The following is a 26,389-nucleotide window of genomic DNA, read 5'->3' as shown; positions in this document are numbered from 1 at the left end:
AATGCGCGCCGCCCCGCACTACGGTCACCCCATATCTGAATTCTCGCGTTTCGAGGAGGTCACACGAGATGACCGAGCAGTCCCAGGGCCCCGCACTGGACAACCTGCTCACCGAGAGCAGGACTTTCCCGCCGTCCGACGAGTTCGCCGCCGCCGCCAACGCGGGCCCGGACCTGTACGCGGCCGCCGAGGCCGACCGGGAGGCCTTCTGGGCCAAGCAGGCTGAGCGACTGCACTGGGACAGCAAGTGGGACCAGGTCCTCGACTGGAGCGACGCGCCCTTCGCGAAGTGGTTCGTCGGCGGCAAGCTGAACGTCGCCTACAACTGCGTCGATCGGCACGTCGAGTCCGGTCACGGTGAACAGATCGCCATCCACTGGGAGGGCGAGCCCGGCGACACCAGGACCATCACGTACGCCAACCTGCTGGCCGAGGTCAGCAAGACGGCGAACGCGCTGACCGAACTCGGGCTGCAGGCAGGCGACCGGGTCGCCATCTACATGCCGATGATCCCCGAGGCGATCTTCTCGATGCTCGCCTGCGCGCGACTCGGCCTGACGCACAGTGTCGTCTTCGGTGGGTTCTCCGCCGAGGCGCTTCGGTCCCGGATCGAGGACGCTTCGGCCAAGTTGGTCATCACGACCGACGGGCAGTACCGCCGTGGCAAGCCCGCCGCGCTGAAGCCGGCCGTGGACGAGGCCGTCGCACAGACGCCGACCATCGAGCACGTGCTCGTCGTCAAGCGGACGGACACCGAAGTCGCATGGACCGAGGGTCGCGACATCTGGTGGAGCGACCTGGTGGACAAGCAGTCCGACCAGCACACGCCGGAAGCGTTCGACTCCGAGCACCCGCTGTACATCCTGTACACCAGCGGCACGACCGGTAAGCCGAAGGGCATCCTGCACACGTCCGGTGGTTACCTGACGCAGGCGTCGTACACGCACTTCAACGTATTCGACCTCAAGCCGGACACGGACGTCTATTGGTGCACAGCCGACATCGGCTGGGTCACCGGGCACAGCTACATCGTGTACGGGCCGCTGTCGAACCGCGTGACGCAGGTGGTCTACGAAGGCACGCCGAACACCCCGCACGAAGGCCGACACTGGGAGATCGTGCAGAAATACGGTGTCTCGATCTACTACACCGCGCCGACCTTGATCCGCACGTTCATGAAGTGGGGCAAGGACATCCCGGCCAAATACGACCTGTCGTCGCTGCGTGTGCTCGGCAGTGTCGGCGAGCCGATCAACCCCGAGGCGTGGATCTGGTACCGGGAGAACATCGGCGCCAACCGGACGCCGATCGTGGACACCTGGTGGCAGACCGAGACCGGCGCGATCATGATCTCGCCGCTGCCCGGCGTCACGTCCACCAAGCCCGGTTCGGCGCAGCGGGCACTGCCCGGCGTCTCCGCGAAGGTCGTTGACGACCAAGGCAAGGAGGTCCCGCACGGCGGTGGCGGGTACCTGGTGCTCGACAAGCCGTGGCCCTCGATGCTGCGTGGCATTTGGGGCGACAACGACCGCTACCGCGACACGTACTGGTCGCGCTTCGCCGATCAGGGCTTCTACTTCGCCGGTGACGGCGCGAAGTACGACAACGACGGCGACATCTGGCTGCTGGGCCGGGTCGACGACGTGATGAACGTGTCCGGGCACCGGATCTCCACCACCGAGGTGGAGTCCGCGCTGGTGTCGCACCCGACCGTGGCCGAGGCCGCGGTGGTCGGTGCGACGGACCCGACCACCGGCCAGGGCATCGTCGCCTTCGTGATCCTGCGTGGCGACGCGGTCGACGGCGGCGCGGACGCGGTCAAGGCACTGCGTGACCACGTGGCCAAGGAGATCGGCCCGATCGCCAAGCCACGTCAGGTCATGGTCGTGCCGGAGCTGCCGAAGACCCGCTCCGGCAAGATCATGCGCCGGTTGCTGCGTGACGTCGCCGAGAACCGGTCAATCGGTGACGTGACCACCCTCGCCGACTCGTCCGTGATGGACATGATCTCCCAGGGCCTGAACAAGGGCGGTTCGGAGGACTGAGTCCGTCTTACGAAGCGGGCCCCTCGTGCACTGTCACGAGGGGCTCGTTGCGTACCGGGAAGTTCATCGACCGCGCGATGAAGCACATCTTGTGCGCCTGGTGGTGCAGTTCGGTGGCCTGCTCGACCTGGTCCGCGCTGCTGATCACGACCTGCGGGCGCAACAGGACCTCGGAGAACTGCCCGGAGCCGTCCTTTTCCATCTCCATCAGGCCGATCGCCTCGTCGACATACGACTCCACGACCACACCTGAAGTCGCGCACAGGTGCAGGTACCAGAGCATGTGGCAGTCCGACAGCGAAGCCACCAGCAGCTGCTCGGGGTTCCACCGCGTCGGGTCGCCGCGGAACGCGGGGTCGGACGTGGCGAGGATGTCCGGGCGTCCGTCGGCGGAAAGCGTGTGGTCACGGCCGTAGGCACGGTAGTTCGACGTTCCCGTGCCCTTGTTGCCGGTCCACGTGACGGTCACCCGGTAGTCGTGCATCAGAATTTCCTGTTCGCCAGTACTGGCACGGTCTTGCGGGCCTCGGTGACCTCGCTCGTGTCGATGTCGACAATACGCAGCGCGGGTTCCGGGCCGAGCTGGGCACGGATCTCACCGAGCGGCGACACCGCGAGGCTGTAGCCGATGCCGGTCGGCGCGCGGCCGGACGGCTTCTGGCCGACGGTCTCCGGGTCTGCCTGTCCACACGCGACTATCCACGTTGTGGAGTCCAAAGCGCGGGCGCGGGCGAGAAGTTCCCATTGTTCGCGTTTTCCGGGACCTGATCCCCATGACGCGGGCACGATGGTGATTACCGCACCTTCGTCGGCAAGTCGTTGGAACAGTCCGGGAAAGCGGATGTCGTAGCAGGTCGCGAATCCGACCATCACGTCATCCACTTCGGACACCACAATTCGCTCACCAGGCGCGACCGTCTCGGATTCGGCGAACCCGAAAGCGTCGAACAAGTGGATCTTGTCGTAGTAGGTGTCCACGCCACGGCCGGTGATCAACAACGTGTTGGTGACCCGGCCGTCCGGGCTCGGGGTGAACATTCCCGCGACGATCAGCTTGCCCGCTTCCTCGGCGATCTCGCGGACCGCACTGGCCCACGGGCCGTCCAGCGGCTCGGCGATCGGGCCGAGCGGGATACCGAAACGCGCCATCGTCGCTTCCGGGAACACCACGATCGAAGCGTCACCCGATTGGCGGGTCGCCGCCCGGATGTGGTCGAGATTTCGCTCCGGATTGGTGTCCGCTGCGAACTGACTTATCGCTATTCGCATCACACATCACCTCGCACCGGTCTAATATTACTTGTATACAACGTGTATGTAAGGAGTATTCATGCGCGTCTCTGGCCGGGAGCGGGCGTACGACTTCGTGAAACACGAGTTGCTCACCGATCCGGGCATGCAGGGCCAGTTCATCAACGAGCAGACCCTGGCCGACCAGCTCGGCGTGTCCCGCACGCCGATCCGCGAGGCCTTGCTCATGCTCGCCGCGCAGCAGCTGGTCGAGCTGGTGCCCAAGCGCGGCGCGTACGTCGCGCCGATGTCCGGCCGTGAACTCACCGAGCTCATCGAGGCCCGTGGCGTGATCGAGCGGCACGCGGCCACCTTCGCCATCCAGGACGCGCCGGTAGCCGCGATGCGGGACGCGCTTGCCGCGCAGCACCTGCTGAAAGGCACCGCGCAGGCCAAGGAGTTCATCGAGGCGGACACCCGCTTCCACGCCGCGCTCGTGCGCTCGACCGGCAACGAGATCCTGACCGCCACGTACGAAGGCCTGCGGTACCGGCAGATGCGCGCGGGCATGATCGCGCTGGCCAACGTGCCCGGACGGCAGGACAGCGTGCTCAACGAGCACGCCGCCATCCTGGAAGCGTTGGCCGACAAGGATGTCGAGCGCGCACGGGAGGCCATCGACGGTCACCTGCGGGAGACGTTGCGAGTCCAGCTCATGCTTTGACGGTGATTTTTTCGGGGTCTTTCCCCAGCGCCAGACCGATCACTGTGATCACCGCCGTCACCACGATGTACGCCCCGATCGCGGGCCAGCTGCCGGTCCACGAGAGCAAAGCGGTGAACAGCAACGGCGCGACCGCACCGCCGATCACGCCGGCCAATGTATAGGCCAACGAGCTCCCGGTGTAGCGGAGCCGTTCGGAGAACTGCTCGGTCACGAACGCGGCCTGCGGACCGTACATCGCCGAGTGCAGCACCAACGCCACGATCACCCCGAAGATCAGCAGGCCGACCGAGCCGCCGGAGATCATCGGGAAGAACACGAACGGCCACACCGCCGCACCGAGCGTGGCCACCAGGTAGAGCTTGCGCCGGTTGATCCGGTCGGACAGCGCGCCGAACGCCGGGATCAGCACCAGCTGCAGCGCCGAGCCGAGCAGCACCGCGGCCATCCCCCAGCCGCGCGAGATGTGCAGCTTCTGGGTGGCGTAGGTCAGGACGAACACAGTGAACAGGGCATAGTGGACATCCGGGCAGACGCGGGTGAAAACACCCGCGAACAACGCCCGCTTCTCGTCCCGGAACACCTCGCTGATCGGCGCGCTCGGCCGTTCGCCGTGCGCCTCGATCGCTTTGAAAACCGGGGTTTCCTCAAGGCGGACGCGGATCCACAGTCCGAATGCGATCAACACGGCCGACAGCAGGAACGCCAGCCTCCAGCCCCAGCCGATGAACTGCTCGTCGGTCAGCACCGCGCCGAGCAGCGCCAAAACACCGTTGGCCATCAGGTTTCCCGCTGGCGGGCCGATCTGCGCGGCGGATGCCCAAAATCCCCGTTTTGCCGGATCACCGAACTCACTGGACAGCAGGACCGCACCGCCCCACTCGCCACCGATGCCCACACCTTGGGCAAACCGCAGCAGCACCAACAAAACTGCGGCGGTACCGCCGATTGTGGCGTACGTTGGCAGCAGTCCGATGAGGAACGTGGCCACCCCGGTCAGCACAAGCGTGATCACCAGGACTCGCTTGCGGCCGATCACGTCACCGAGTCGGCCGAACACGAATCCGCCGAGCGGCCGGGCGATGTACCCGACCGCGTAAGTCGAGAACGCGAGCATCGTGCTGGCAAGAGGGTCGCTGCCGGGGAAGAACAGCGGGCCGAAGATCGTCGCCGACGCCACCGAGTACGCCGCGAAGTCGTACCACTCGAGCGAGGTGCCGGACAGGCTCGCGGTGAACGCGCGCCAGAGCGAACGCCTGTCGACAGTCGCAGAAGTCATGTCGCACCTCCTCGGAGTTGTCGCATATCGTATGTATACAAGTCGTATACGCAAAGTATTACGGAGAGTGTTAGGAGGTGCCGGTGCTGCACTTCAGCCTCCCTGACGGGCAACGCGTCGCGGTTGACGTCCGCCAGCTGCTCAACGCGGGGTTCGCCGGCCGCAGCCAGGACGACGTGGCCGCACACGTCGCCGAACTGGTCGCGATGGGCATTCCGGCACCGACCAAGACGCCCTGTCTCTATCCGATCGCCCCGTTCCTGGCCGTGCAGTCCGGTGAGGTCTACGCGCAGCACGGCCGCACGTCCGGTGAGGCCGAGTGGGCGATCGTGATCACCAGGGACGAAGTCCTGCTCACCGTCGCCTGTGACCACACCGACCGTGACCTCGAGGTGCACGGCGTCGCGTGGAGCAAACAGGCCGCGCCTGACATGCTCGGCCGTCAGGCGTGGCGGCTCTCGGACGTCGCCGACCGGATCGACGACCTGACGCTCACCGCGTGGGTGCGTAACGGCGAATGGACCGAGATCCAGTCGGGCACCTGCGGGGAATTGTTACCGCCCGAGTACTGGATCGACGTCTTACACGCCCAGAAACTCTACGCACCCGGCACGGTTTTGCTTTCCGGGACGATTCCGATGAAAAAGGGTGTCGACCAATTCGCCGACGAATGGCGGGTGGAACTCGGCGATCCGCTGACCGGACGGACGATCGCCACCGAATACCACGTTCGCCGTCTGCCTGACCCGATCGCGTGAGTTAAGATCACGTATTGGTGCGCCGGGAAGCCTGGTCGGCAACAGTCCGAGTGCTACCGGTTTCCAGGAGTGACATGCGGCGCAGCCCTGTCAGTGAATTCGCGCGCTTCCTGCGCACCGAGACAGTCGGCGGGATGATCCTGCTCGCGGCGACGGCCGCCGCGGTGATCCTCGCCAACTCCCCCGCCCGAGGCCTCTACCAGGCCGTCCGGGACTTCCACATCTGGCACCTGACCGTGGGCGACTGGGCCAAGGACGGCCTGCTCGCGGTGTTCTTCTTCGTCGCCGGACTGGAGTTGAAGCGCGAACTGGTGGTCGGTGAGCTGTCCCGGTTCAAGGCCGCGGTCCTGCCGGTGGTCGCGGCCGCCGGCGGCATGGTCGTGCCGATCGGGGTCACGCTCGCGGTCGGGTGGGGCGCCCCGGGAATGGACCAGGCATGGGCGATCTCCGCGGCGACGGACATCGCGTTCGCGTTGGGTGTGTTGAGTCTCACCGCGTCCGGTCTGCCGAGCAGTGCGCGCATTTTCCTGTTGAGCCTCGCGGTGGTCGACGACCTCGGCGCGATCATCATCATCGCGGTTTTGTTCACCGCGAAATTCAATCTCATCGCGGCAGCGGCGGCGATCGTCCTGATCGCGTTGTACGCGTATTTGCAGCACAAACGAATTCGATCGTCCTGGCTTTACGTGCCGATCGCGCTCGGGACGTGGTTCGCCGTACACGAGTCCGGTGTGCACGCGACCATCGCGGGTGTCGCGCTGGGCCTGCTGACCAGGGTCAAGAAAGACCCGTACGAGCGCGAGGCGCCGGCCATCCGGCTGGAACACCGGCTGCAGCCGTGGTCCGCCGGGTTCGCCGTACCGGTGTTCGCGCTGTTCGCGGCGGGTGTGCCGGTGTCACCGACGGCACTGGGCGAGATGCTGGACGACCGGGTCGCGGTCGCCGTCATCCTGGGACTGCTGGTCGGCAAGCTGATCGGGATTTTCGGCGCGACGTTCGCCGCGGTCCGGTTCAAGCTCGCGGTGCTGCCCACCGATCTGGGCTGGCGGGACATGGCCGCGGTGTCGATGCTCGGCGGCGTCGGGTTCACCGTGAGCCTGTTGATCGCCGACCTCTCGCTGGACACGGACGCGGCGCAGCGCGTGAAAGCCGCCGTACTGCTGGCTTCCGCGGTCGCGTCCTTGCTGGCCGCGGCGATGTTGGTGCGGCGCAGCCGGGCACACCGGGCCTCCTGACTGCCCACGTGGCACGATGACCAAGTGACGAGTGCGCAGCAGAACGACCGTGCAGGCGCGGGACTGCCACAGGTCCCGTCAATTCCGTTGACCGAGGACCGTGTCGGTCTGCCCCCTGGCGACCAGTCGATCGGCGCGCTGGTCAAGGACGCGACCACACATCTGTCCACACTGGTGCGGGCCGAGATCGAGCTTGCCAAGATCGAGATATCCCGTGACGTCAAACGCGGCCTGCGCGGCAGCGTCTTCTTCATCATCGCCCTGGTCGTACTGCTGTTCAGCCTGTACTTCCCCTTCATCGCGCTGGCCGAAGGGCTGGCCGAGCTGGGTCTGCAGCGCTGGCTCGGGTTCCTGATCACGTGGGGCGTGATGCTGCTGCTGGTCGGCCTGTTCGGCTTCCTCGGCTACAAGAAGGTGCGCGGCATCAAGGGTCCACGGCGGACGATCAAGACGGCACAGGACACCATGGCCGCGCTCAAGCGCGACAGTGATGAGAAGCCCTGATCCGGCGACGGTCCGGATCGACGGTCCGTGGGCACACCGCGATGTGCACGCCAACGGGATAAGGCTGCACGTCAGCGAGACCGGTGAGGGCCCGCTCGTGCTGATGCTGCACGGGTTCGGTGAGTTCTGGTGGGGCTGGCGCCACCAGCTCACCGCCCTGAGCGACGCCGGTTACCGGGCAGTGGCCGTTGATCTGCGGGGATATGGGGATTCAGACAAGCCGCCACGCGGCTACGACGCCTGGACGTTGGCAGGCGACGTCGGCGGGTTGGTCAAAGCCTTGGGGGAACGCAAAGCGCACGTGATCGGTCACGGCTGGGGTGGCCTGTTGGCGTGGTCCGCCGCAGCGCTGCACCCACGGCTCGTGCACTCGGTCGTCGCGCTGGGCGCGCCGCACCCGCTCGCGCTGCGCCGTCAGATCCGCCGGACGATGTTGCGCCGTAAGGCACATAACCAGGCACGGGCAATAGGGACGCTGTTTCGCGGGCAGATACCGATGTACCCGGAGCGCAAGCTCGTCAAGGACGACGCCGTCGCGCTGGAACACCTGATGCGCCAGTGGGCGGGCCGCGAATGGGCCGACAGCAGTGATTTCACCGCCGCCGTCGAACGCTACAAGCACGCGATCCGCATCCGTGGCGTCGCGTTCTCCGCGATGGAGTACTACCGGTGGGCGGTGCGGTCACAGATCCGCAGCGAAGGCCGCCGGTTCACCGAGGCGTTGGACAAACCGGTTCCCGTGCCTTCGCTGCGGATCCATGGCGCGAAGGATCCGGTCATGCTCCTTGCCACGGCCGAAGCGTCACGCCGATGGCTCGGGCGCGACGCACCGCTGCAGGTGCTGGCTGACGTGGGCCATTACCCGCACGAGGAAGCACCAGACACCGTCAACAAAGCCCTGAAATCCTGGCTCTCCGGGACTTTCCAGTTCTAGGCCGCGCAGGCCCCGGTGTCGACCCGGCGGGTCAGCCGGGGCGCCTGCTGCACCTCGTCCGAGACCTCCTTGGCGGTCAACACGAAGCCCGTCTCGTCGTCGTCCACCGCGGCACCGAACACCACGCCGACCACGTTGCCACTCGGGTCGACCAGCGGACCGCCGGAGTTACCGCTCTGCACCTTGGCGCGCACTGTGAACACGTCTCTGGTGACCGTGCTGGCGTCGTAGATGTCCGGGCCACGCAGGTTGATCCGCTCACGGATCCGCGCCGCTGACGCGGTGTACGGACCGTCCAACGGGTAGCCGAGCACAATGCTGGAGTCACCCTTGTTGGCTTCGTTCGCGGCGAACTGCAACGGCCGCGCGTTGAGCTCAGGCACCGACAGGATCGCCACGTCGACCAACGGGTCGTACAACACGACGCGAGCGTCGAGCTGGCCGGCGTCGGTCTCCACGGACACCTGGTCGGTTCCGGCGACCACGTGCGCGTTGGTCATCACGCGCTGCGGCGAGATCACGAACCCGGTGCCTTCCAGCGCACGCGAACACGACTGGGCCCGCGCGTGGATCTTCAGCACGCTCGAGCGGACCCGCTGCACGACCGGGCTGGACTGCAACGCCGGGTCCGGCGGGCTGGTGTCGACCAGCGGTGTCTGCGAGAACGGCCCGACCACGCTGGGGAAACCCGAGTCGTCGAGCAGCTTCTTCACGCCGTTGGGCAGTTTCTCGGCACCCGGCGGCATGATGTCGTCGACGCCGCCCAGCACGACCGAACCGCGAATCGCCTGCGCCAGGCCGGGCAGGCCGGTGACCGTGGTCAGCGGCAGAGCGATGATCCAGGCGACCACGAACACCACGACGCCCTGCACGAGCGCACCGAGGATGCTCTCGACCGGCGTGAGGTTGGGCGTCTTCATCTTCCGGCGCAGGGTTCTGCCTACCCACACCCCGGCTGTCTCACCCAGAGCGACCAGGAACACCACGATCGCGATGAAGAAGGCGGCCCGGGTGGCGAAGTTGGTGAAGTTCTCCACGATCAGCGGCGCGATGACCGCGCCGAGCACCAGCCCGCCGAACACGCCGATCAGGGCCGGCAGCGCGATCACAACGCCCTGCCGTGCGCCGGAAATCGCGGCAAGCACGACAAGTGCGAGCACCAGCACGTCGACCCAGTTCAAGCTTCACTCCTCTGGACGGCTAGACCGCCACGCTACGTCAAGTTCCCGGACATCGTTCGTGTCCCACGGCACTTCCCAGCCGCCGACCGCCAGCACGACCGTCAGCAACGCCGCCGTGAAGCCCCACACCAGCATGCCCGGCGCGGAGAACGCGGGCCCGGTGAACCCGGACGGGTGGCGGACCATGAAGCGGTTCGCCGGATTCGCCAGGTGATCAATGGGGATGCGGGCGACGGCCGCGGTCTCCGCCGGATCGACCGCCCGCACCGGCGAGGGGGTGTGCCAGTACGCGAGTACAGGCGTGACAAGGAACTTGGAAACGGGCACATACAAAGCGGGCATAACGGCGACCGGCTGGACACCGGGCAGGAACACCCCGGTTTCCTCAGCCGCCTCACGAAGCGCGGTCCCGATCGGGAAGTCGTCGCCCTCGTCGGCTTTCCCGCCGGGGAACGCGACCTGGCCCGCGTGCGAGCCCAACGCGTCCGACCGCAGCAACAACAACACATCCGGCCCGTTGGGGCCTTCGGCGAGCAGGATCAGCACGGCCGCGTCCCGCGCGATCACGTGATCAGGCGGGCTGAGCCTGCGGAACACCTCGGCGTCCATCTCCCGGGTGCCCTCGACGAGTTTGCTCATCCAGTGCGGCACATCGGCCGGATCCACCAGCGGACCGTGCGTCATCGGCCTACCGCCTCGCGTACGTCCGCCACAGACTTGAACACGCGCGGATCGTTGACGAAGTTCACCGTTCCCTGCGCGTCGATCAGGTACGACGCGGGCAGCGCGTCCGGCACCTTCAGCGCCTTGCGCACCGAGCCGTCCTTGTCGAGCAGCGCGGGCAGTTTGATGCCCAGGTTCGTCAGCATCGCGATCGCGGTGGACTGGTCGCTTTCGATCGCGAGCGTCACGACCGGGATCGCGTCCGGCTCGGCGGCGTAGGCCGAGAGCACGGGCAGTTCGTCCTGGCACGGCGGGCACCACGTGGCCCAGACGTTCACCAGGACCGGCCCGGCAAACGCTTGCGCGACGTCCGCGACACCGCCGTCGGCCAGGCAAGTCGCCTTCAGACCCTGCATGGTCTCCAGTGCGACGCCCTGCCGTGCGCACGTCGGCAGGTTGGTCTTGATCGGCTCAGGCGGCGGTGCTGCCTGAGCCGGTGTTTCCTCATCGCGCGGCCATAAGGCGATCGCCCCGGCCACGACCAAGACCAGCGCGACAATCGCCCAGCGAACCCTGACGCTCAACCGACCGCCTTGCGCTTCGGCTTGCCGGCCTTCTCGGCGAGCGCGATCAAGTGCTCGGCCTCCACGCCCTTGACGAGCTTGGCGGCCACTTCGAACTCCGTCGGGCCGGTGCCGTACGACGGGCAGTCCTTGGCCAGCAGACATGCGCCGCATGCGGGCTTCTTCGCGTGGCAGACGCGGCGGCCGTGGAAGATGATCCAGTGCGATGCCATCGTCCAGTCCTTGGGCGGCAACAGCGCGCCGACCGCGTACTCGACCTTGACCGGGTCCTCTTCGGCCGTCCACTCCCAACGCCGGACGAGCCGGCCGAAGTGCGTGTCCACGGTCAGCCCTGGGACGCCGAACGCGTTGCCCAGCACGACGTTCGCGGTCTTGCGGCCAACACCCGGCAGCGTGACGAGCTCTTCCATCGTGCCGGGGACCTCGCCGTTGTAGCGCTCGACCAGCGCCGCGCCGAGACCGATGAGAGCGGCGGCCTTGTTGCGGTAGAAGCCCGTCGGCCGGATCAGCTCCTCCAGCTCGGTGCGGTCGGCGCCGGCGTAGTCCTCGGCGGTCTTGTACTTCGCGAACAACGCGGGCGTGGTCAGGTTGACCCGGACGTCCGTGGTCTGCGCGGACAGCACGACCGCGACGATCAGTTCAAGCGGGTTGGTGAAATCCAGCTCGGCACGCGCGTCCGGAAACGCCTCCGACAACGCGCGGATCATCCGGCGGGCACGGCGGACCAACCCCGTCGCCGGCTTGACCGTCTGCCCGGGGGGCTGCTTGGTGGCGGGAGGCACGGGACTAGCCTACGGGCCGCCGAACAACGTCGACCGACCCCAGACGTCTTAGTCAATGTGCCGATGCAAGCACGTTAAGCGAGGATCAAACCGATGGTGGCTGTCTGGTTCGTGTTCGTGGTACCGCTCGTGATCATGCTCTTCGCGCTGTTCATGGAGCGCGTCGAGACCCGCCTGCGGGACGCGGCGGTGCGTGAGGATGAGGTCACCCAGCTGCTCGAGGACATGCGTCCAGACGAGGCCCGCGCGCTCTACGGCCACGGCATCGGTCGCGCTCTGGACCTTTTCCGGCTCCGCCGCCGCGGCGGGCGCGCCGCGCGGACAAGGCAACGCGTGCGCATGTGACTACCACGCGGTAGCGTGCGGCGTGCCCGGTAAGTGCATCCGGGTGAACGTCCTACACTGCAGGTAGTGAAGACGGCGACGGCGTCTAGTTCGCCGTGTCTCGACAGGAGGGACGAGCGTGGACGAGACCCTGGCCAGGGCAGGCATCTTCCAGGGGGTTGAGCCCGCGGCAGCCGAGGCGCTGAGCCAGACGCTCGAGAACGTGGAATTCCCCCGTGGGCATGTCATCTTCGCCGAGGGTGAGCCCGGCGACCGGCTGTACATCATCCTGTCCGGCAAGGTGAAGCTTGGCAGGAAATCGCCAGACGGGCGGGAGAACCTGCTCGGCATCTTCGGGCCGTCCGACATGTTCGGTGAGCTCTCGATCTTCGACCCGGGCCCGCGCACCTCGACGGCGACGACCGTGACCGAGGTCCGCGCGGTGACGATGGGTCGCCCGGAACTGCGGCAGTGGATCGCCACCCGCCCGGAGATCGCGGAGCAGCTGCTGCGGGTCGTGGCGCGCAGGCTGCGCCGGACCAACGGCATGCTCGCCGACCTGATCTTCACCGACGTGCCCGGCCGGGTCGCGAAGGCGCTGCTCCAGCTGGCGCAGCGGTTCGGCAGCCAGGAGGCTGGCCTGCTCCGGGTCACGCACGACCTGACCCAGGAAGAGATCGCCCAGTACGTCGGTGCGTCCCGGGAGACGGTCAACAAGGCTCTCGCGGACTTCGCACACCGCGGCTGGCTGCGGTTGGAAGGCAAGAGCGTCCTGATCCTGGACCCCGAGCGCCTGGCCCGCCGCGCCCGCTGACCAGACCACCCGAAAGGCCCCGGCCCAGCCGGGGCCCTCGCGTGTCCACCGTTGCAGCCCCCCGAGATGCACTTTCAAGCACGCCGTGTCCACCGCTGCAGCACCATGAGATTGCCGCTCGAGGGGACCACCTAGCCTCTCCCCCGGCGCGTGTCCACCATTCCGGCACGGTGAGTCAAACTGCTCGACTCGCTTCCAGCTCCGCTGGTTTTCGCCGTTCGCCGCTCGCGTTCAACACACCATGCCGGAGCTGGTGGACACGCGCGGGTTTCCTTTCTCTGCCCGCTGTCGCTTCGCTCCCGCGGTACGAGAAAGGCGCCTGGCGGCCACCCCCGACGTGGCCACCAGGCGCCTTTCTTCTTCGCGCGAGCCATCCCCCGACGGTCCGCGCTCCCCGCCCTCCGTGCGTCTTGGCCCCGACCCTTCCGCCGGAGGGAGCTTGTTGCGCCGCCTGCTGTGTACCCGGGTGACCGGCGGCGAAATCCACCATCGCCCGAGGGACCCCTGCTCCTCAAGTCTTTTCACCCTCCAGGACTCGGTTGAGTCGTATTCGTTGCGCGAGTTCGCAGCGAATTCACTTTCCGTTACGGAACCGTGATCCACTTGTCCAGCGATTGCCCCGATCGGACGAAGGTGAGGAAACCCACCGTAATTTAGTGGTACGGGTGTACCAGTTGACCTCATACTGGTACGCGTGTCCCACAACGTCTCGTTCGCCGACTACCGGACCGCCCTGACCACTCCTGGCGCTCGCGGCCCGATGATCGCCGCCGTGTTCGCCCGCCTGCCGATCGCGATGGTCGGCTTCGCGCTGCTGTTCTACGTGCAGCGCACGACAGGTTCGTACGCGACCGCGGGCCTGGTGTCGGCGGGCGCGCTGGTTGGCGCCGCCATCGGATCGGTGCTGCAGGGCCGGGTCATGGACCGCCTTGGACCGAGTCGTCCGCTGCTGGTCACGTCCTCCGCTTTCGTCGTCTTCGTGACGATCGCCGTCATCAGTGTGGAGTCAGGCGCGAGCACTCCGGCCCTCGTGGCGTTCGCCTTCTTGGTCGGCAAGACACAGCCGACCGTCGGTTCCGCGTCGCGGACCTTGTGGTCTCGGCTGTTGCCCGCGGGCCGCACGCGTCAGGCCGCGTACAACTACGACGCGATCAGCATCGAGGTGTTCTTCATCCTCGGACCAGGTCTGGCCGGGCTGCTCGCGGCGCTGCCGTGGGCCGGTACGGGCGTGCTGATCAGCGCGGCAACCCAGGCAGTCGGGGCGGTCGCGTTCGCGCTGACCAAGACCGTTCGCGCGCAGCGGCCGATGGCGGTGCAGAGTGGGTCGCGTCTGCTTGGCCCACTGGTCAGCCCGGGTATGTGGACCGTCATCCTCGCGGTGATGGGCTTCGGCGTAGTGATCGGTTTCGTCGAGGTCGCGGTTCCTGCCGCGGCGACAGCGGCCGGTCAGCAGGCGATGGGTGGCCTGATGCTCAGCGTCTGGTCGATCAGCTCGGTGATCTTCGGCGTGATCTACGGGATGCGCCCGTGGCCACGGCCGTTGCACCTGAGGCTGCCCGTCCTGCTTGGTGTGTTCGCCATCCTCGTCACGTTCTCGGCCATCCCGACCACGTTGTTCTGGTTGGGGGCGACGCTGCTGATCGCCGGCGCGATGATCACCCCGCAGTCGACGTCGCACTCGACCGCTCTGGAGCAGGTCGCGCCGCCGAGCACGATGACCGAGGCCTTCGGCTGGGTGATCACCGCTGTCACGCTCGGCCTCGCGCTGGGGCAGTCGGTGAGCGGCTACTTGGTCGAGCACGTCAGCGTGTCGTCCGCGTTCGTCGCGGCGGCGGTCGCCGGTGTCATCTTCGCCGGCCTGGTGTTCGTGTTCCGTGGCACGATCGCGGCAGGTGTGCCTGGCCGGAAAGCAGACCACGCACTCGCGAGCTAAAGAGCTAGGAGAACCATGCGTCGCCTGATCATCGACACTGACCCTGGCGTTGACGACGCCTTCGCCATCGCGTTGGCGGCTCGCCATCCGGACGTCGACCTGCTCGGGGTCACCACCGTGGCAGGCAACATCGGCATCGAGCACACCACACGCAACGCGCTGAACATCCTGTCGCTGTGCGGGCGTGAGGACGTTCCTGTCGCAGTGGGTGCGGACAAGGCCCTGTGCAGGCCGCCCCGCACCGACGACGCACACGGCAATGACGGCCTCGGCGGGCACGGGTACAACATCGGTACTTCGTCGGCGAGCGTGGACCCGCGCGACGCCGTGACGTTCATGGTCGATCAGCTCAGCGCGGCCACGGAACCGGTCACGATCGTCCCGATCGGGCCGTTGACCAACATCGCGCTGCTGCTGGCCGCGCACCCGGGGATCAAGTCCAAGATCGACCGGCTGGTGATCATGGGCGGCGGCATCTCCGGCGGGAACATCACGTCGACCGCCGAGTTCAACGTGTGGGTCGACCCCGAGGCGGCGCGACGGGTGCTGGTCGTGGAGGACGTCCCGGTCACGCTCGTCCCACTGGACATCACGATGAAGTGCGCGGTCGGCGACGAGTGGCTGTCCGCGGTCTCGTCGGCCAACGCCGTCGGCCGTGAACTGGCCGCGATGACGCCGCACTACCGGGAGTTCTACCGGCAAGAAGTCGGCAGGGACGACTTCATCATGCACGACGCCATCGCGGTCGCCGAGGCGATCAGGCCGGGCATCCTCAAGACCACGCCGCTGGAGCTGGAGATCGACTGCACCGACGGACCGGGCAGCGGCGCGACCTTCGCCGATCTGCGCAACGGCCTCAAGCCGCCGGCTCACCGCCTGGTCGACGTCGCACTGGACGCCGACGTCGACGAGTTGCGCGCCTTCGTGCGTGACGAGCTGACCAGCCGGTACTAACGGAAGAAGATCGGATTCGTCAACGCCACCATGGTGTCCCGTGTGGTCGGTGTCGGCTCCTCACGCCGGATCTCGACGCGAACCCATTTGCTGTAACGGCTTTGCGTCGTCCACATGATCGTCGCACCCTCAGCGGGAACGTAGCCGCCCCACTGGGGACCGTGGTGGTCCAGGATCCGGACATGCGTGTCGGGCGCGCCGCTTGCCTTGATCTCAATGGCGATCGGCGTGCCCGGATCGGTTTTCATGGTCTCGCCGATGCCCACGGTCGTGCCGCCCGCGGTCGCGGTGAATTCGAGTTGGACACTGGACGACTCGGCGATCCAGTTGCGTCCCTTGGCAAAGCCCTCCATCAGCTGACTGCCGGTCAACCCGTCGGCCAGGACTACGTTGTGCGGCAAGCCAACTCGGTCACCATGGGTGTGCGAGTCGCTGTTGCCGACCGCGGGAATCCAGCGTCCGGCACGCAACAAGCCGTCCCACGCGATGACCGCGGCCTCGTCGTCCAGCGTCCACGGTCCGTTCCAGATCTCGACCAGATCCGCGCTTTCGTAGCCATATTCCCAAGTGCAGCCGATGCACGGGCCGAACGGGTGCGCCGCGACGACCAGGCCGCCGGACTTGTGCACCTCGTCGACGAACTTCTGCAGCTGACGCGGGTCGTCCGCGCGGTAGCGCCAGTCGATCCAGGTGCCTGCCGGCAGGTTCCACGCAGGCCAGTGCCCGGTGCGGGTGGTGACCTCTTCTCCGTTGAGGATCAACAGGTCCTCGGTCGCATGGTCGCCCCACTGCAGGTGGGCGCTCGGAGTGTTGTGCTCAGTGGAAACGATGAAGTCCAAGCCCGCCGCGCGTGCGTCGGCGACGAGTTCTTCCGGTTTGCGTCGACCGTCCGAGTAGATCGTGTGCAGGTGGCCGTCGCCTCGGTACCAGCTCTTCCCACGGTCAGCTTGCGGCGCCCTCGCGGGTGCCGGGTTCGGCTGGAACGCGGGACCATCGAGTCCAAATCGGACAGTCACGTCCACTTCGAACGTCATGCCTTGCGGGGAAACCGTGTACGGCGCGAGGATGATCTGCCATTCCCCGGGCTCGATCGGCCCGGGCAGGTAGCCGGGCGTCGCTTCGGTCGCGTTGACCACGAATCGGTCCCGCGCACCACCGGACCAGCCGCGGAACTGTTCGTGCGGCCCGAAAACGCCGATGTCCAGCGCGTTGCCCTTGACGCCTGGCGGGACGTCCGGCCTGTCGTAGCGGTAGACGACCTCGATCTCCCGGACACCTTCGGGGATCTCGACCGGCAGGTAGTGCCAGTCCGGTGCGCCCGGGTCGAACGCGCCGGTGATCGTCCAGACCTGATCATCCGTCATATTCACGAACCTACCTGCGAAAACACGAAATTGTCACAGGTGCCCGCTACGGTGCGGAGCATGGACCTGACCGCCACCACGACAGACCTGGCCAACGCGGCCGCCGAGGCAGTGCGCCTGCTGCCCGGCCGGACGCTCGACCCTGTGCTCGCCGGGCTGCTGCTGACCACGACGGACGACGGCGTCGTCCTCGCGGGCAGCGACCGGGAGCGTGCCATCCGGCTGTCCTGCTCGGCCGCCGTGCACACACCGGGGCGTGTGCTCGTACCGGCCAAGCCGTTCGCCGAAACGTTGCGCGCCTTGGACGTACCGATGGTGCGTATCGCCGTGGAAGGTGCGCGGTTGGCTGTCCGGACGCCGAATGCCCGATTCGCGTTGCCGCTCCTCGACGCGGATCTGCACCCCGGCGTGCCCACCGCGCCTCCGCTCGCGGGGTCGGTCGACGGCGACCTGTTCGTCGCCGCACTGACGACCGTCGCCGCGACCGCTTCCCGTGATGAGGCGCTGCCGTTGTTCACCGGCGTACGGGTCCGCGCCGACGGTGACCGGTTGGTGCTGGCCGCGACGGACCGCTACCGCATGGCAGTCGCTTCCCTGCCGTGGACGCCGGTCGCCGCGGACCTCGACGCACTGATCCCGGCAACGCTCTTGGCCGAAGTCGCCAGACAAGCCCGGGGCCAGGTCGCCCTGCACGTCGACGACAACCGCGTCGGCCTGGCGTGGGACAACTCGGTCGTCACCACAGCACTGCTGGACGGTTCGTTCCTCAGCGAAAGCAAGCTGGTTTTGTCCGCTGTGGACACCACTGTCGAGCTGGACGCCGACGCACTGCTGGCCGCCGTCCGACGAGTCGCGCTCTACGCGGACAGCCGAGGCGTGCTCAAAATCGAGGTCGGCGACAACGAGATCCGCCTGCGCACCGCGGACCAGCAAGCAGGCGAAGCCGAGGAGACACTCAAGGCCGACGTGTCCGACGGCCGCACATCGCCGTCATTCCAGTCACGGTTCTTGATCGACGCCCTGAAGCCGTTCTCCGGCGGCCGAGTCCGCCTAGCCATCCAGCCAGGCATGCGCGCAACCGTATTCAGCTCACCCAATGCCGAGGAGGTGATGGACCTGCGCTACATGGTCGCGCCAATGCGCCCACCAGCCACCTGACGGGCGTGTCCACCACACCGACACCATGAGATGCACATTCCGGCACCACGAGATGCGCATTCCGGCACCGCGAGTTCGCCGGTCCGGTGCGCGCAGGGGAATTTCATGGTGCGGCAGTGGTCGACACGGGGTGTCGGAAAGGCGGACACGAGGTGCCGGAAAGGTGGACACGCGGGTTCAGGGTGTCGGGATGCTGCGCAGGTATTCCAGCTGTGCGCGGACCGACCACTCCGCTGGCTCCCACAAGGACTTGTCCACGTCCGCGTAGACGACTTCGACGACCTGGCGGGCTGTCGCGTCCGGGCCGAGCTGCTCCAACGCGGCACGGACCTGGTCGAGACGTTCCTCGCGATGCGCCAGGTATTCGCTGGCGACGGCGGCGAGGTCTGGGAGTTCCTCGCCGTGGCCGGGCAATGCGGCGACTCCGGGGATTGTCCGCAGGAGGCGCAGGGTGTCGAGGTAGTGGCCGAGTGAGGAGATCACCGTTGTGCCGCGGCCGAGGATGGTGTCGCCGGTCAGTACTGCGTCGTCGAGCTGGAAGCAGATCGAGTCGTCGGTGTGGCCTGGGGTGTGCAGGACGGTCAGCTCGAGGCCGGCTGCGGTGACGACTTCGCCGTGCGACACGGGGTCGGCGTCGCGGCAGAGCTTGCGGTCGAACGCGCGGATCGGAGCTCCGGTGAGCTCGGCCAACCGAGGGGCGCCACCGACGTGGTCCTCGTGGTGGTGGGTCACCAGGATCAGCGCGATCGGGCCGGTGTCCGCTACCCGGGTCAGGTGTGGGATGTCCTCGTAGCCGGGGTCGACGACGATGTAGTCCTCGGCGTCCGGGCCGCGCAGCAGCCAGGTGTTCGTGCCGTCGAGTGTCATGTGGCCGGGGTTGTTCTCGAGCATCACCGATGCGGTCGGCGTGACCTCACGCAACACGCCATACGCCGGGTGCTTCACGCGTCCTCCTCAGCCGAGGGTGTCGTCCGGTCGGGCGTCCAGGTGACCGACAGCCCGGTCGTAGGCCGGGTCGCCGGGCAGGACCGGCCGCAGGATCCGGCCTTCCCTGATCACCTTGGGAATGATCTTGCTGATCGTCCGGTCCGTGGCCATCGCGTCGGCGACGGTCGCCTTCTCGCCGAGTTCGGTCAGGGTCATCCAGGTCGGCGGCAGCAGGCCGCGTTCGCCCGCTTTCCACAGGCCGATCGCATCGGCCGGGCGGCGCCATTCGGCGTGGTCCGCCTCGGACGTCGATCCGTCCGCGCGCTGGCCTTCCGGGAGTGCGGCGATGAAGAACTTCGTGTCGTAGCGCCGCGGTTCTTCGGCGGGCGTGACCCAGTTCGCCCACGGCCGCAACAGGTCCGCACGCAGCACGAGCCCAGTGTCCGCGAGGAACTCGGCGAACGAGAATTCGCGCTCTACCAAGGACTTCCGAGCACCGGCGTAGGGCTGAGTGTCGGATACCACGCTGTCGGCGGACGGGCCTGCCAGCAGGACGCCGGATTCCTCGAATGTCTCGCGCACAGCCGCGCACACCAGAGAACGGGCGAGCGGCACCGGACAGGCGAACTTCGAAGCCCACCACTCGGCCGGCGGACCGGCCCACGCGATGTCCGCGTCGGCGTCTCGCCGGTCCACGCCTCCGCCGGGGAACACGCTCATCCCGCCCGCGAACGCCATGCCGACGACCCGGCGCAGCAGGAAAGCCTCGATCCCGGCCGAGGTGTCACGCAGCAACACCACTGTGGCCGCGTCCTTCGGCGTCACCGGCGGATCAGGGAACTCGTCCGGAACCATCGATTCCGGCAGAACCATCTCCTTCGGCAGTTCACGCACTCCCCGAGCCTAAAGCCGAGATCGAAGAAGCACGCCGTGACCCCGGCCTCATTCCCCGTGGGCATACCCGGGGAGTAAATACTGGGCCCGTGGACGAACAAGTGCGGGTTGGACTGATCGGCGCCGGGCTGTGGGCGGAGCGCGCACACGCGCCTGGGCTGGCCAACCATCCAGGAGTGCATCTGACCTCCGTCTGGGCTCGTCGCCGCGAGGCTGCCGAGGCGATAGCCAAGACTTATTGCACCCAGGCCGCCGATACCCCGGCCGAACTGATCGACCAGGTCGACGCCGTCGCCTTCGCGGTCCCGCCGGAGGTGCAGGGTGAGCTCGCTCTGCAGGCGGTCAAGGCAGGCAAGCACGTGATCCTCGAAAAACCACTCGCCGCCACCGTCGACCAAGCCGAACGCCTGGCCGGTGCGATCGCCGACGCGGGTGTCGCGTCGCTCGTCTCCCTGGTCCGGCGATTCACCCAGGAAACTATGGATTGGCTCGCTGACCTGCGCACAGTGGGCGGTTGGGTCGGCGGCAACGCGCAGTGGATGTCCGGCGCGCTGCTGTCCGAGGACTACTCGGGCTCGGCGTGGCGCCACGAGAACGGCGCGTTGCTGGACATCGGCCCGCACGTGATCGACTTGATGGACGCAGCGCTTGGCAAGGTGACCGAAGTCCGTGGCGCCACGCGCGGCAAGCGCGACCTCTGGCACTTCATGCTCGGCCACGAGAACGGCGCGACAAGCACCATCACGATCTCGCTGCAGATGCCGCTGGAGCCGACGGTGGTCGACTTCAGCGTGTACGGCGACCGCGGCTACCGGCTGCTGCCTGGCCGCCAAACACCGTCAGACCAGGCTTTCACCGTCATGCTGGACGACTTCGTCGCCATGGTGCACAGCGGCACAACCGAGCACCCCTGCGACGCCCAGCGCGGCCTTCACCTGCAACGCGTCATCGAAGCGATCACCGAAAAAGTGTCGTAGGTGTTTGGCCGGTTGGCACCGGCCAAACACTCAGGCTCCGGGTGGGAAGCGAGGTGGCTCGGCCGAACCGCCCGCGGTCGGCGGGACGCCGTTGATGATCCGCGGCGTCACCGTCGAAGGGGTCTGCCACTTGGGCTCGGGATCCGAGTGGCGGCTGGACTTGTCGGTCTGCCAGCTCAGCTTCTTGTTGCTGGACGCCGCCTCGGCCTGCTCCCGCTTGGCCAGCTCTTCCTGCAGCTGACGCAGCAGGTCGCGTTCCTGGTCGTTGAGGTCGCTGTCCTCGAACGTGTCCTTCGACGACAGCGAGGTCGGCGACAGCGAGGTCGGCGACGGCGCTGGGGCCGGCTTCTTCGGCTTGCCGGCAGGCTCCGGCTCGTCGACAACCGGGCTTGCCTGACGCAGGGCTGGCTGGTCGAAGTTCGGCCGCTCGGGCCGGGCAGGTGGTTCCGGCGCCGCGTCGACGACGGGGTCGATCACCGGGTCGAGGACGTTCGTCGTCTCCTTGGGCGAAGGCTTGGGCGCCTTGGCCGGGGTGGTCGACGGCGAGTCCATCTCCGGGATCCAGCTGCTGGTCGCGGGCTGATCCTCGACCGGAGCCGGGACCGGGACCGGGACCGGCAGCGGGACCGGAGCCGACGGGACGTCTTCCTTCCACGAGTCACGCTGCTGGCCCCACGTCCGCGGCACCTCTGAAGCAGGCTCCTCGGGCGCGCCTTCGAACGACACCCGGCGCGCCTGCTGCATGCCCTGGCGGTGGTACTCGGTCAGCGGGGAGTTGTCGCGCAGCACCTCGACCGCCGCGCGGATACCGGCCCGCCGCAACGCGTGCTCGATCCGGTACGCGGTCGCGGGCGGGAAGCCACGCGGTCCGATCTCGACGAGCACGATCCGGTGCGGCACCGGCCCAGCCACGGCTCCTGCCGGGGTGGTCCGCCACACGCACCACAGCGCACGCACGTCCGGCAGCACCTCGAGGATGCGGTGCACGGCCTCGCTGACGCCTGCCTCAGCCCCGCCGATCTGCGAGTCCACCAGTCCCGGGTGGAACTTGTGCACCGGCGGGCGGGCCCTGCCGTCGTCGACCTTCAGCTGCTGGATCAGGGTCGTGTCGCAGTTCGCCTCGGCGAACATCGCGTCCAGGTCCCGGCGCTCCACCGGCGACAACGGGATCCGCCCGGCGACCAGGCAGCCCGCGATCAGTTCCAGCGAGCGGTCCAGTTCCGCCGATGCCAGCAGCTCACGGGCATCGGTCAGGGCGTCGTCGTCCAACCTGCCCGCGAGGCCCAGCAAAAGGTCATGGACACGGATCGGGAGTGCGACGCGGTCTGCGACCTGGGTCACGACTTCTCTCCATTCCAGCTGGTCGAGCGGGCGCGTCAGCTCGGGACCAGATGGCCCCCTTCTGCCGCACCCATGGCCAACGGCACCGACGCAGCCAGTGCCGCCTGGTGATACCGAGGAAGCAGGATGCCCCTCGGGATCACCTCGACGCTCGGTTCGTGTTCACCGAGCGCTCGCAGTACGCGCTGCAGCTCGCCTGAGAGCTTCGCGCACTGCGTGGTCGCGGTCACCAAGACGACCCGCGTGGCCTGACCACCACCCGTTCGTGGCAGCCGCCACGTTCCGCGAACCTCACCGATATCGGTGCGGTCCCGAACAATCGCCCCGAGGACTACGCCCGCGGAGTCACCCATGCTCACCCATTCGGGCGACTCCGACGTGAAGGTGTAGTCGACTTCGGCGATTTCGTCTACCCATGGAAGCGCATTCAGCCGCTCCGGATCTGCTCCAGCCGGCCGCAATGCGTTCGTGAGCAGGCGAGACTCTTCGGCTGTGAGTCCGACACGTTCTCGCAACAGAGTGAGCGGCAACGTGCGCGCGAGTGCGGTCACCGCACCCGCGGCGAGCCAGTCACGGAAGCGCCAGAGCTGACGGTCAGGCAGTCGACCGGCCAGCCGCAGCAGCAGCTCGTGGCAGTCCGACTCGGCGTAGCTGTCCATTGGAGCTTCTCCTCCCACCGGCGGGCTCAACCCACCTCGAAGATCACTTCGACCTCGACCGGCGCACCGAGCGGCAGCTCAGCGACACCGACCGCGGCGCGGGCGTGCCTGCCCGCATCCTCGAACACCTCGCCGAACAGCTCCGAGGCGCCGTTGATCACGGCGGGGATCGCCGTGAACCCTTCGGCGGCGGCGACGAAACCGCCCACCTTGACCACGCGTACCACCGCGTCGATCCCGACGAGGCTGTGCACGGCGGCGAGTGCATTCAGCGCGCACGTACGGGCGTGTGCCTTGCCCTCCTCCGGGCTGATCTCGCCGCCGACCTTGCCAGTAGCGGCGAGCGCGCCCTCGATGAAGGGCAGCTGACCGGAGACGTACACGTGCGATCCCGACTTCACGGCGGGCACGTACGCGGCGACCGGCGCCGCGACCGTGGGCAGCTGAATGCCCAGCTCAGAGAGCTTCGCCGACCAACTCATGCCTTAGGCCGCTTCAGGAAGGCGACGAGCTGCTCACCGGTCGGTCCCGGCTGCACGGTGACGAGTTCCCAGCCGTCCTCGCCCCACTGGTCGAGGATCTGCTTGGTGGCGTGCGTCAGCAGCGGAACGGTCGCGTACTCCCACTTGGTCATGAGCCGGAGACTATCCCGTGTCCGTTACGTGACCGCCCGGACGTCCGGGTAGCGTCAGCGTGTGGAGACGTGGCGAGTCATCGCGGGCATACTGATCGCCATCGGCGGCGTGATCCTTGTGCTGCTGGCCATGGCACAGACGCGTGACCGCAAAGGCGCGACCAACTCGAGTGTCGCGCTCGCCGGTGCGATCTCGTTGACCATCGTGGTGTTGCTCTGCGTGTTGTCCCTGACGGTCCTGCCGGGTCCGGTGGTGTGGGTGATCGTCGCGGCCGTCGGAGTCGTCAACACAGTGCTCTTGCTCACGAGCTGATGCTTGTCGGCAGCACAGGGTTAATCCGACATTTACGCTGAACTTGTGACCACCCCTGTCGTTGGTTGGACCGATCACGTAGCCAGAGCAAGGCTGCACGTGGTGACCGGCAAGGGCGGGACCGGCAAGACCACCGTGGCCGCGGCGCTGGCGATCGCGCTGGCGACCGGCGGGAAACGAGTTCTGCTCGCCGAAGTCGAGGGCCGCCAGGGCATCGCGCAGCTCTTCGACACCCAGCCGCTGCCGTACGAGGAGCAGCGCATCGCGGCCGCACCGGGTGGCGGCGAGGTCCGTGCCCTGCACGTGGACGCCGAGGCCGCGCTGCTGGACTACCTGTCGATGTTCTACAACCTGGGCATCGCCGGGCGGACGCTGCGCCGGATGGGCGCGATCGACTTCGCCACCACGCTGGCTCCTGGCCTGCGTGACGTGCTGCTCACCGGCAAGATCAAGGAGACAGTCGGGCGTACCGGCGACAACGGGCGGCACGTGTACGACGCGGTTGTCCTCGACGCCCCGCCGACCGGCCGTATCGTGAAATTCCTCGACGTCACAAGGGCCATGGCCGATCTGGCGAAAGTCGGCCCGATCAAAGGCCAGAGTGAGGGCGTCGTCCGGTTGCTGCACTCCGACGACACCGCGGTGCACCTGGTCACGCTGCTCGAGGAGATGCCGGTCCGGGAGACGATGGAAGCCGTCGGCGAGCTGGACGGCGCCGATCTGCGGCCGGGTGCGGTGATCCTCAACCGGGTCCGCCCGCCGCGCCTGCCGGCCCGATCGGTCACGTCCGCGGCCGGAGGTCGTGTTGACGGGTCGCGCATCCGTACCGGCCTTGAGGCTGCCGGGATCGACCTGGCCCCGGATGTGCTGGACGGCCTGGTGGCTGAAACGGTCGAACACGCCATCCGCGTGCAGGCCGAGAGCGCTTCGCGCGAGGAGCTCGCCGAGAGCGACCTGCCCGCCTTGGAGCTGCCGGAGATGACCGACGGAGTCGACGTGGCCGCGCTGTACGAAATGGCCGAGATCATGGTCGAACAGGGGGTCAGGTGACCACCACCCCAGCACTGAAGGTCGACGAGCTGATCGACGACGCGTCCACCAAGGTGATCGTCTGCTGCGGCTCCGGCGGCGTCGGCAAGACCACCACCGCCGCCGCCCTCGCGGTGCGGGCCGCTGAGCGCGGCCGCAAGACCGTCGTGCTGACGATCGACCCCGCGCGACGGCTCGCGCAGGCGCTTGGCCTTCCTGAGCTGGGCAATCAACCGCGCAAGGTCGAGGTCGACGGGTTCGAGCCCGCCGGTGAACTGTCCGCGATGATGCTGGACATGCGCCGCACGTTCGACGACATGGTGCACGCGCACGCCGGGCCGGAAAAGGCCAAGGAAGTGCTGGCCAACCCGTTCTACCGGACCATCTCCAGCTCGTTCTCCGGCACGCAGGAGTACATGGCGATGGAGAAGCTCGGGCAGCTGGCCGCGGACGGCGAGTGGGACCTGATCATCGTCGACACGCCGCCGAGCCGTTCGGCACTGGACTTCCTCGACGCGCCGCAGCGCCTGTCGACCGCGCTGGACGGCCGGATGATCAAGCTGCTGGCAGGTCCGGCGAAGGCAGGTGGCTGGGGGCTGCGCAAGATCGTCGGCGCCGGGTTCTCGCTGTTCGCGAAGGCCGTGTCGACGATCGTCGGCGGGCAACTGCTGGCGGACGCGTCCGCGTTCGTGCAGGCCTTCGACAGCATGTTCGGCGGGTTCCGGGAACGCTCGACCCGCACGTACGAGCTGCTCAGGTCGGGCGGGACGGCGTTCCTGGTCGTCGCGGCGCCCGAGCCGGACGCGTTGCGTGAGGCCAGCTACTTCGTGGAACGACTGGCAGGTGAGTCGATGCCGCTGGCCGGGCTCGTGGTCAACCGCACCCATCCGGTGCTGGCCGGCCTGCCCGGCCCGAAGGCCTTGGCGGCCGCCGAGGCGCTGGAGCGTCGTGGCGACTCGCCGCTGGCAGCGGCGGTGCTAAGGCTGCACGCCGACCGCGTGTCCGTCGCGGACCGGGAAGCACGCCTGGTCGCCCGGTTCACCCGGGCGCATCAGGGTGTGCCTGTCACCCGCGTGCCCGCCATGCCGTCGGACGTGCATGACCTGGCGGGCCTGCGGCAGATCGGTGAGCAGCTCAGCTCGGGCTGAA

Annotated in this window: 29 protein-coding genes; 15 read left to right on the top strand and 14 right to left on the bottom strand. The window is 67.6% G+C overall.

The annotated features are described in order from the left end of the window. Nucleotides 1-68: 68 nt before the first annotated feature. Entirely contained in the window at nt 69-2,045 is a 1,977-nt protein-coding gene (acs, locus tag B9C43_RS18095; RefSeq protein ID WP_033389956.1) for an acetate--CoA ligase, read from the top strand. A 7-nt stretch (nt 2,046-2,052) separates the two neighbouring features. Here acs and B9C43_RS18090 read toward each other — a convergent pair whose 3' ends face one another. Next, nucleotides 2,053-2,529: an OsmC family protein gene (locus B9C43_RS18090; RefSeq protein ID WP_084427723.1), complete on the bottom strand. Its 477-nt coding sequence runs from the start codon at nt 2,527-2,529 to the stop codon at nt 2,053-2,055. Continuing rightward, entirely contained in the window at nt 2,529-3,314 is a 786-nt protein-coding gene (locus B9C43_RS18085) for a carbon-nitrogen hydrolase family protein (RefSeq protein ID WP_084427721.1), read from the bottom strand. Before B9C43_RS18085 ends, B9C43_RS18090 begins: the two co-directional genes overlap by 1 nt. 61 nt (nt 3,315-3,375) lie before the next feature. Here B9C43_RS18085 and B9C43_RS18080 point away from each other — a divergent pair, with 61 nt between their 5' ends. After that, complete coding sequence (locus B9C43_RS18080) at nt 3,376-3,999, top strand: GntR family transcriptional regulator (RefSeq protein WP_084427719.1); 624 nt, start codon at nt 3,376-3,378, stop codon at nt 3,997-3,999. On the opposite strand, the gene B9C43_RS18075 is transcribed toward B9C43_RS18080, so the two are convergent. Continuing rightward, the gene (locus tag B9C43_RS18075; protein WP_084427717.1) at nt 3,989-5,278 is read right to left on the bottom strand and encodes an MFS transporter; all 1,290 of its coding nucleotides are present in this window, start codon (nt 5,276-5,278) and stop codon (nt 3,989-3,991) included. The two genes, B9C43_RS18080 and B9C43_RS18075, sit on opposite strands and share 11 nt — an antisense overlap. Before the next feature lie 77 nt (nt 5,279-5,355). On the opposite strand from B9C43_RS18075, the gene B9C43_RS18070 reads away from it, so the two are divergent. From B9C43_RS18070 to B9C43_RS18055, 4 genes are all read left to right on the top strand, one after another. Then, a complete protein-coding gene (locus tag B9C43_RS18070) occupies nt 5,356-6,036 on the top strand; it encodes a DUF2848 domain-containing protein (RefSeq protein ID WP_033389951.1) in 681 nt (226 codons plus the stop codon). Between the two features lie 74 nt (nt 6,037-6,110). Beyond that, nucleotides 6,111-7,271: a Na+/H+ antiporter NhaA gene (gene nhaA, locus B9C43_RS18065; RefSeq protein ID WP_084427715.1), complete on the top strand. Its 1,161-nt coding sequence runs from the start codon at nt 6,111-6,113 to the stop codon at nt 7,269-7,271. Between the two features lie 24 nt (nt 7,272-7,295). Beyond that, nucleotides 7,296-7,775, top strand: coding sequence for a phage holin family protein (locus tag B9C43_RS18060; protein ID WP_033389950.1), 480 nt, complete (start codon nt 7,296-7,298; stop codon nt 7,773-7,775). Further along, nucleotides 7,762-8,709, top strand: coding sequence for an alpha/beta fold hydrolase (locus B9C43_RS18055; protein ID WP_084427713.1), 948 nt, complete (start codon nt 7,762-7,764; stop codon nt 8,707-8,709). The genes B9C43_RS18060 and B9C43_RS18055 overlap by 14 nt, the downstream gene beginning before the upstream one ends. Here the strand turns inward: B9C43_RS18055 and B9C43_RS18050 are convergent. Genes B9C43_RS18050 through nth form a run of 4 tightly spaced genes read right to left on the bottom strand, consistent with a single transcriptional unit; the run spans nt 8,706 to nt 11,844 of the window. Beyond that, on the bottom strand, nt 8,706-9,890 hold the full coding sequence (locus B9C43_RS18050) for a MarP family serine protease (protein WP_084427711.1): 1,185 nt from the start codon (nt 9,888-9,890) through the stop codon (nt 8,706-8,708). The genes B9C43_RS18055 and B9C43_RS18050 overlap by 4 nt on opposite strands. 3 nt (nt 9,891-9,893) lie before the next feature. Continuing rightward, a complete protein-coding gene (locus B9C43_RS18045; RefSeq protein WP_084427709.1) occupies nt 9,894-10,574 on the bottom strand; it encodes an NUDIX hydrolase in 681 nt (226 codons plus the stop codon). Then, nucleotides 10,571-11,137 (bottom strand): TlpA family protein disulfide reductase, encoded by a 567-nt coding sequence (locus B9C43_RS18040; RefSeq protein ID WP_084427706.1) that lies wholly within the window; start codon nt 11,135-11,137, stop codon nt 10,571-10,573. The genes B9C43_RS18045 and B9C43_RS18040 overlap by 4 nt, the downstream gene beginning before the upstream one ends. Then, the gene (gene nth, locus B9C43_RS18035) at nt 11,134-11,844 is read right to left on the bottom strand and encodes an endonuclease III (RefSeq protein ID WP_084428286.1); all 711 of its coding nucleotides are present in this window, start codon (nt 11,842-11,844) and stop codon (nt 11,134-11,136) included. The genes B9C43_RS18040 and nth overlap by 4 nt, the downstream gene beginning before the upstream one ends. A 171-nt stretch (nt 11,845-12,015) precedes the next feature. Between nth and B9C43_RS18030 the strand changes: the two genes are divergently transcribed. From B9C43_RS18030 to B9C43_RS18015, 4 genes are all read left to right on the top strand, one after another. Beyond that, nucleotides 12,016-12,264 (top strand): hypothetical protein, encoded by a 249-nt coding sequence (locus tag B9C43_RS18030; RefSeq protein ID WP_033389958.1) that lies wholly within the window; start codon nt 12,016-12,018, stop codon nt 12,262-12,264. Between the two features lie 118 nt (nt 12,265-12,382). Further along, nucleotides 12,383-13,057, top strand: a complete 675-nt coding sequence (locus tag B9C43_RS18025) for a Crp/Fnr family transcriptional regulator (RefSeq protein WP_033389944.1) — start codon at nt 12,383-12,385, stop codon at nt 13,055-13,057. 694 nt (nt 13,058-13,751) lie between these two features. Further along, complete coding sequence (locus tag B9C43_RS18020) at nt 13,752-14,990, top strand: MFS transporter (protein WP_051897289.1); 1,239 nt, start codon at nt 13,752-13,754, stop codon at nt 14,988-14,990. A gap of 15 nt (nt 14,991-15,005) precedes the next feature. After that, a complete protein-coding gene (locus tag B9C43_RS18015; protein WP_084427704.1) occupies nt 15,006-15,944 on the top strand; it encodes a nucleoside hydrolase in 939 nt (312 codons plus the stop codon). On the opposite strand, the gene B9C43_RS18010 is transcribed toward B9C43_RS18015, so the two are convergent. After that, nucleotides 15,941-17,308, bottom strand: coding sequence for a CehA/McbA family metallohydrolase (locus B9C43_RS18010; protein ID WP_084427702.1), 1,368 nt, complete (start codon nt 17,306-17,308; stop codon nt 15,941-15,943). The genes B9C43_RS18015 and B9C43_RS18010 overlap by 4 nt on opposite strands. 60 nt (nt 17,309-17,368) lie before the next feature. Here B9C43_RS18010 and dnaN point away from each other — a divergent pair, with 60 nt between their 5' ends. Beyond that, entirely contained in the window at nt 17,369-18,466 is a 1,098-nt protein-coding gene (dnaN, locus tag B9C43_RS18005; protein ID WP_084427699.1) for a DNA polymerase III subunit beta, read from the top strand. A gap of 177 nt (nt 18,467-18,643) precedes the next feature. Here dnaN and B9C43_RS18000 read toward each other — a convergent pair whose 3' ends face one another. Together B9C43_RS18000 and B9C43_RS17995 are read right to left on the bottom strand one after the other, a co-directional pair. Beyond that, nucleotides 18,644-19,411, bottom strand: a complete 768-nt coding sequence (locus tag B9C43_RS18000; protein ID WP_143446383.1) for an MBL fold metallo-hydrolase — start codon at nt 19,409-19,411, stop codon at nt 18,644-18,646. A 9-nt stretch (nt 19,412-19,420) separates the two neighbouring features. Continuing rightward, complete coding sequence (locus B9C43_RS17995) at nt 19,421-20,266, bottom strand: NUDIX hydrolase (RefSeq protein ID WP_084427697.1); 846 nt, start codon at nt 20,264-20,266, stop codon at nt 19,421-19,423. Between the two features lie 110 nt (nt 20,267-20,376). Here B9C43_RS17995 and B9C43_RS17990 point away from each other — a divergent pair, with 110 nt between their 5' ends. Then, a complete protein-coding gene (locus B9C43_RS17990; RefSeq protein WP_084427695.1) occupies nt 20,377-21,264 on the top strand; it encodes a Gfo/Idh/MocA family protein in 888 nt (295 codons plus the stop codon). A gap of 30 nt (nt 21,265-21,294) precedes the next feature. Here the strand turns inward: B9C43_RS17990 and B9C43_RS17985 are convergent, their stop codons facing one another. Genes B9C43_RS17985 through B9C43_RS55625 form a run of 4 tightly spaced genes read right to left on the bottom strand, consistent with a single transcriptional unit; the run spans nt 21,295 to nt 23,898 of the window. Beyond that, nucleotides 21,295-22,605 carry a hypothetical protein gene (locus tag B9C43_RS17985; protein ID WP_084427693.1) on the bottom strand — a complete coding sequence of 437 codons (1,311 nt, stop codon included), beginning with the start codon at nt 22,603-22,605 and terminating at the stop codon, nt 21,295-21,297. 35 nt (nt 22,606-22,640) lie between these two features. Continuing rightward, complete coding sequence (locus B9C43_RS17980; protein ID WP_033391304.1) at nt 22,641-23,264, bottom strand: hypothetical protein; 624 nt, start codon at nt 23,262-23,264, stop codon at nt 22,641-22,643. 26 nt (nt 23,265-23,290) lie between these two features. Continuing rightward, complete coding sequence (locus B9C43_RS17975; RefSeq protein WP_084427691.1) at nt 23,291-23,746, bottom strand: RidA family protein; 456 nt, start codon at nt 23,744-23,746, stop codon at nt 23,291-23,293. Beyond that, nucleotides 23,743-23,898 carry a Sp36 family protein gene (locus tag B9C43_RS55625; RefSeq protein ID WP_125728025.1) on the bottom strand — a complete coding sequence of 52 codons (156 nt, stop codon included), beginning with the start codon at nt 23,896-23,898 and terminating at the stop codon, nt 23,743-23,745. The genes B9C43_RS17975 and B9C43_RS55625 overlap by 4 nt, the downstream gene beginning before the upstream one ends. 61 nt (nt 23,899-23,959) lie before the next feature. Between B9C43_RS55625 and B9C43_RS17970 the strand changes: the two genes are divergently transcribed. From B9C43_RS17970 to B9C43_RS17960, 3 genes are read left to right on the top strand one after another with little or no spacing between them, the layout of a single operon-like run. After that, entirely contained in the window at nt 23,960-24,211 is a 252-nt protein-coding gene (locus B9C43_RS17970; RefSeq protein WP_033391302.1) for a hypothetical protein, read from the top strand. Nucleotides 24,212-24,256: 45 nt separating this feature from the next. After that, complete coding sequence (locus tag B9C43_RS17965) at nt 24,257-25,261, top strand: ATPase BagA (protein WP_084427689.1); 1,005 nt, start codon at nt 24,257-24,259, stop codon at nt 25,259-25,261. Then, nucleotides 25,258-26,388, top strand: coding sequence for an ATPase BagB (locus B9C43_RS17960; RefSeq protein ID WP_084427687.1), 1,131 nt, complete (start codon nt 25,258-25,260; stop codon nt 26,386-26,388). The genes B9C43_RS17965 and B9C43_RS17960 overlap by 4 nt, the downstream gene beginning before the upstream one ends. Nucleotide 26,389: the final 1 nt, after the last annotated feature.

The organism is Kibdelosporangium aridum (assembly GCF_900176515.1).
GTDB lineage: Bacteria > Actinomycetota > Actinomycetes > Mycobacteriales > Pseudonocardiaceae > Kibdelosporangium > Kibdelosporangium aridum.
This window is presented reverse-complemented; position numbering and strand designations above follow the sequence as displayed.

What these genes read in the sequence shown, in the direction of transcription:
- B9C43_RS18010 (WP_084427702.1), bottom strand. Translation starts at nt 17,308, where the DNA reads ATGACGGATGATCAGGTCTGGACGATCACCGGCGCGTTCGACCCGGGC.
- B9C43_RS18075 (WP_084427717.1), bottom strand. Translation starts at nt 5,278, where the DNA reads ATGACTTCTGCGACTGTCGACAGGCGTTCGCTCTGGCGCGCGTTCACC.
- B9C43_RS18045 (WP_084427709.1), bottom strand. Translation starts at nt 10,574, where the DNA reads ATGACGCACGGTCCGCTGGTGGATCCGGCCGATGTGCCGCACTGGATG.
- B9C43_RS17980 (WP_033391304.1), bottom strand. Translation starts at nt 23,264, where the DNA reads ATGGACAGCTACGCCGAGTCGGACTGCCACGAGCTGCTGCTGCGGCTG.
- dnaN (WP_084427699.1), top strand. Translation starts at nt 17,369, where the DNA reads ATGGACCTGACCGCCACCACGACAGACCTGGCCAACGCGGCCGCCGAG.
- B9C43_RS17975 (WP_084427691.1), bottom strand. Translation starts at nt 23,746, where the DNA reads ATGAGTTGGTCGGCGAAGCTCTCTGAGCTGGGCATTCAGCTGCCCACG.
- B9C43_RS18090 (WP_084427723.1), bottom strand. Translation starts at nt 2,529, where the DNA reads ATGCACGACTACCGGGTGACCGTCACGTGGACCGGCAACAAGGGCACG.
- B9C43_RS18055 (WP_084427713.1), top strand. Translation starts at nt 7,762, where the DNA reads ATGAGAAGCCCTGATCCGGCGACGGTCCGGATCGACGGTCCGTGGGCA.
- B9C43_RS18080 (WP_084427719.1), top strand. Translation starts at nt 3,376, where the DNA reads ATGCGCGTCTCTGGCCGGGAGCGGGCGTACGACTTCGTGAAACACGAG.
- B9C43_RS18015 (WP_084427704.1), top strand. Translation starts at nt 15,006, where the DNA reads ATGCGTCGCCTGATCATCGACACTGACCCTGGCGTTGACGACGCCTTC.
- B9C43_RS55625 (WP_125728025.1), bottom strand. Translation starts at nt 23,898, where the DNA reads ATGACCAAGTGGGAGTACGCGACCGTTCCGCTGCTGACGCACGCCACC.
- B9C43_RS17995 (WP_084427697.1), bottom strand. Translation starts at nt 20,266, where the DNA reads ATGGTTCTGCCGGAATCGATGGTTCCGGACGAGTTCCCTGATCCGCCG.
- B9C43_RS18085 (WP_084427721.1), bottom strand. Translation starts at nt 3,314, where the DNA reads ATGCGAATAGCGATAAGTCAGTTCGCAGCGGACACCAATCCGGAGCGA.
- acs (WP_033389956.1), top strand. Translation starts at nt 69, where the DNA reads ATGACCGAGCAGTCCCAGGGCCCCGCACTGGACAACCTGCTCACCGAG.
- nth (WP_084428286.1), bottom strand. Translation starts at nt 11,844, where the DNA reads ATGATCCGCGCGTTGTCGGAGGCGTTTCCGGACGCGCGTGCCGAGCTG.
- nhaA (WP_084427715.1), top strand. Translation starts at nt 6,111, where the DNA reads ATGCGGCGCAGCCCTGTCAGTGAATTCGCGCGCTTCCTGCGCACCGAG.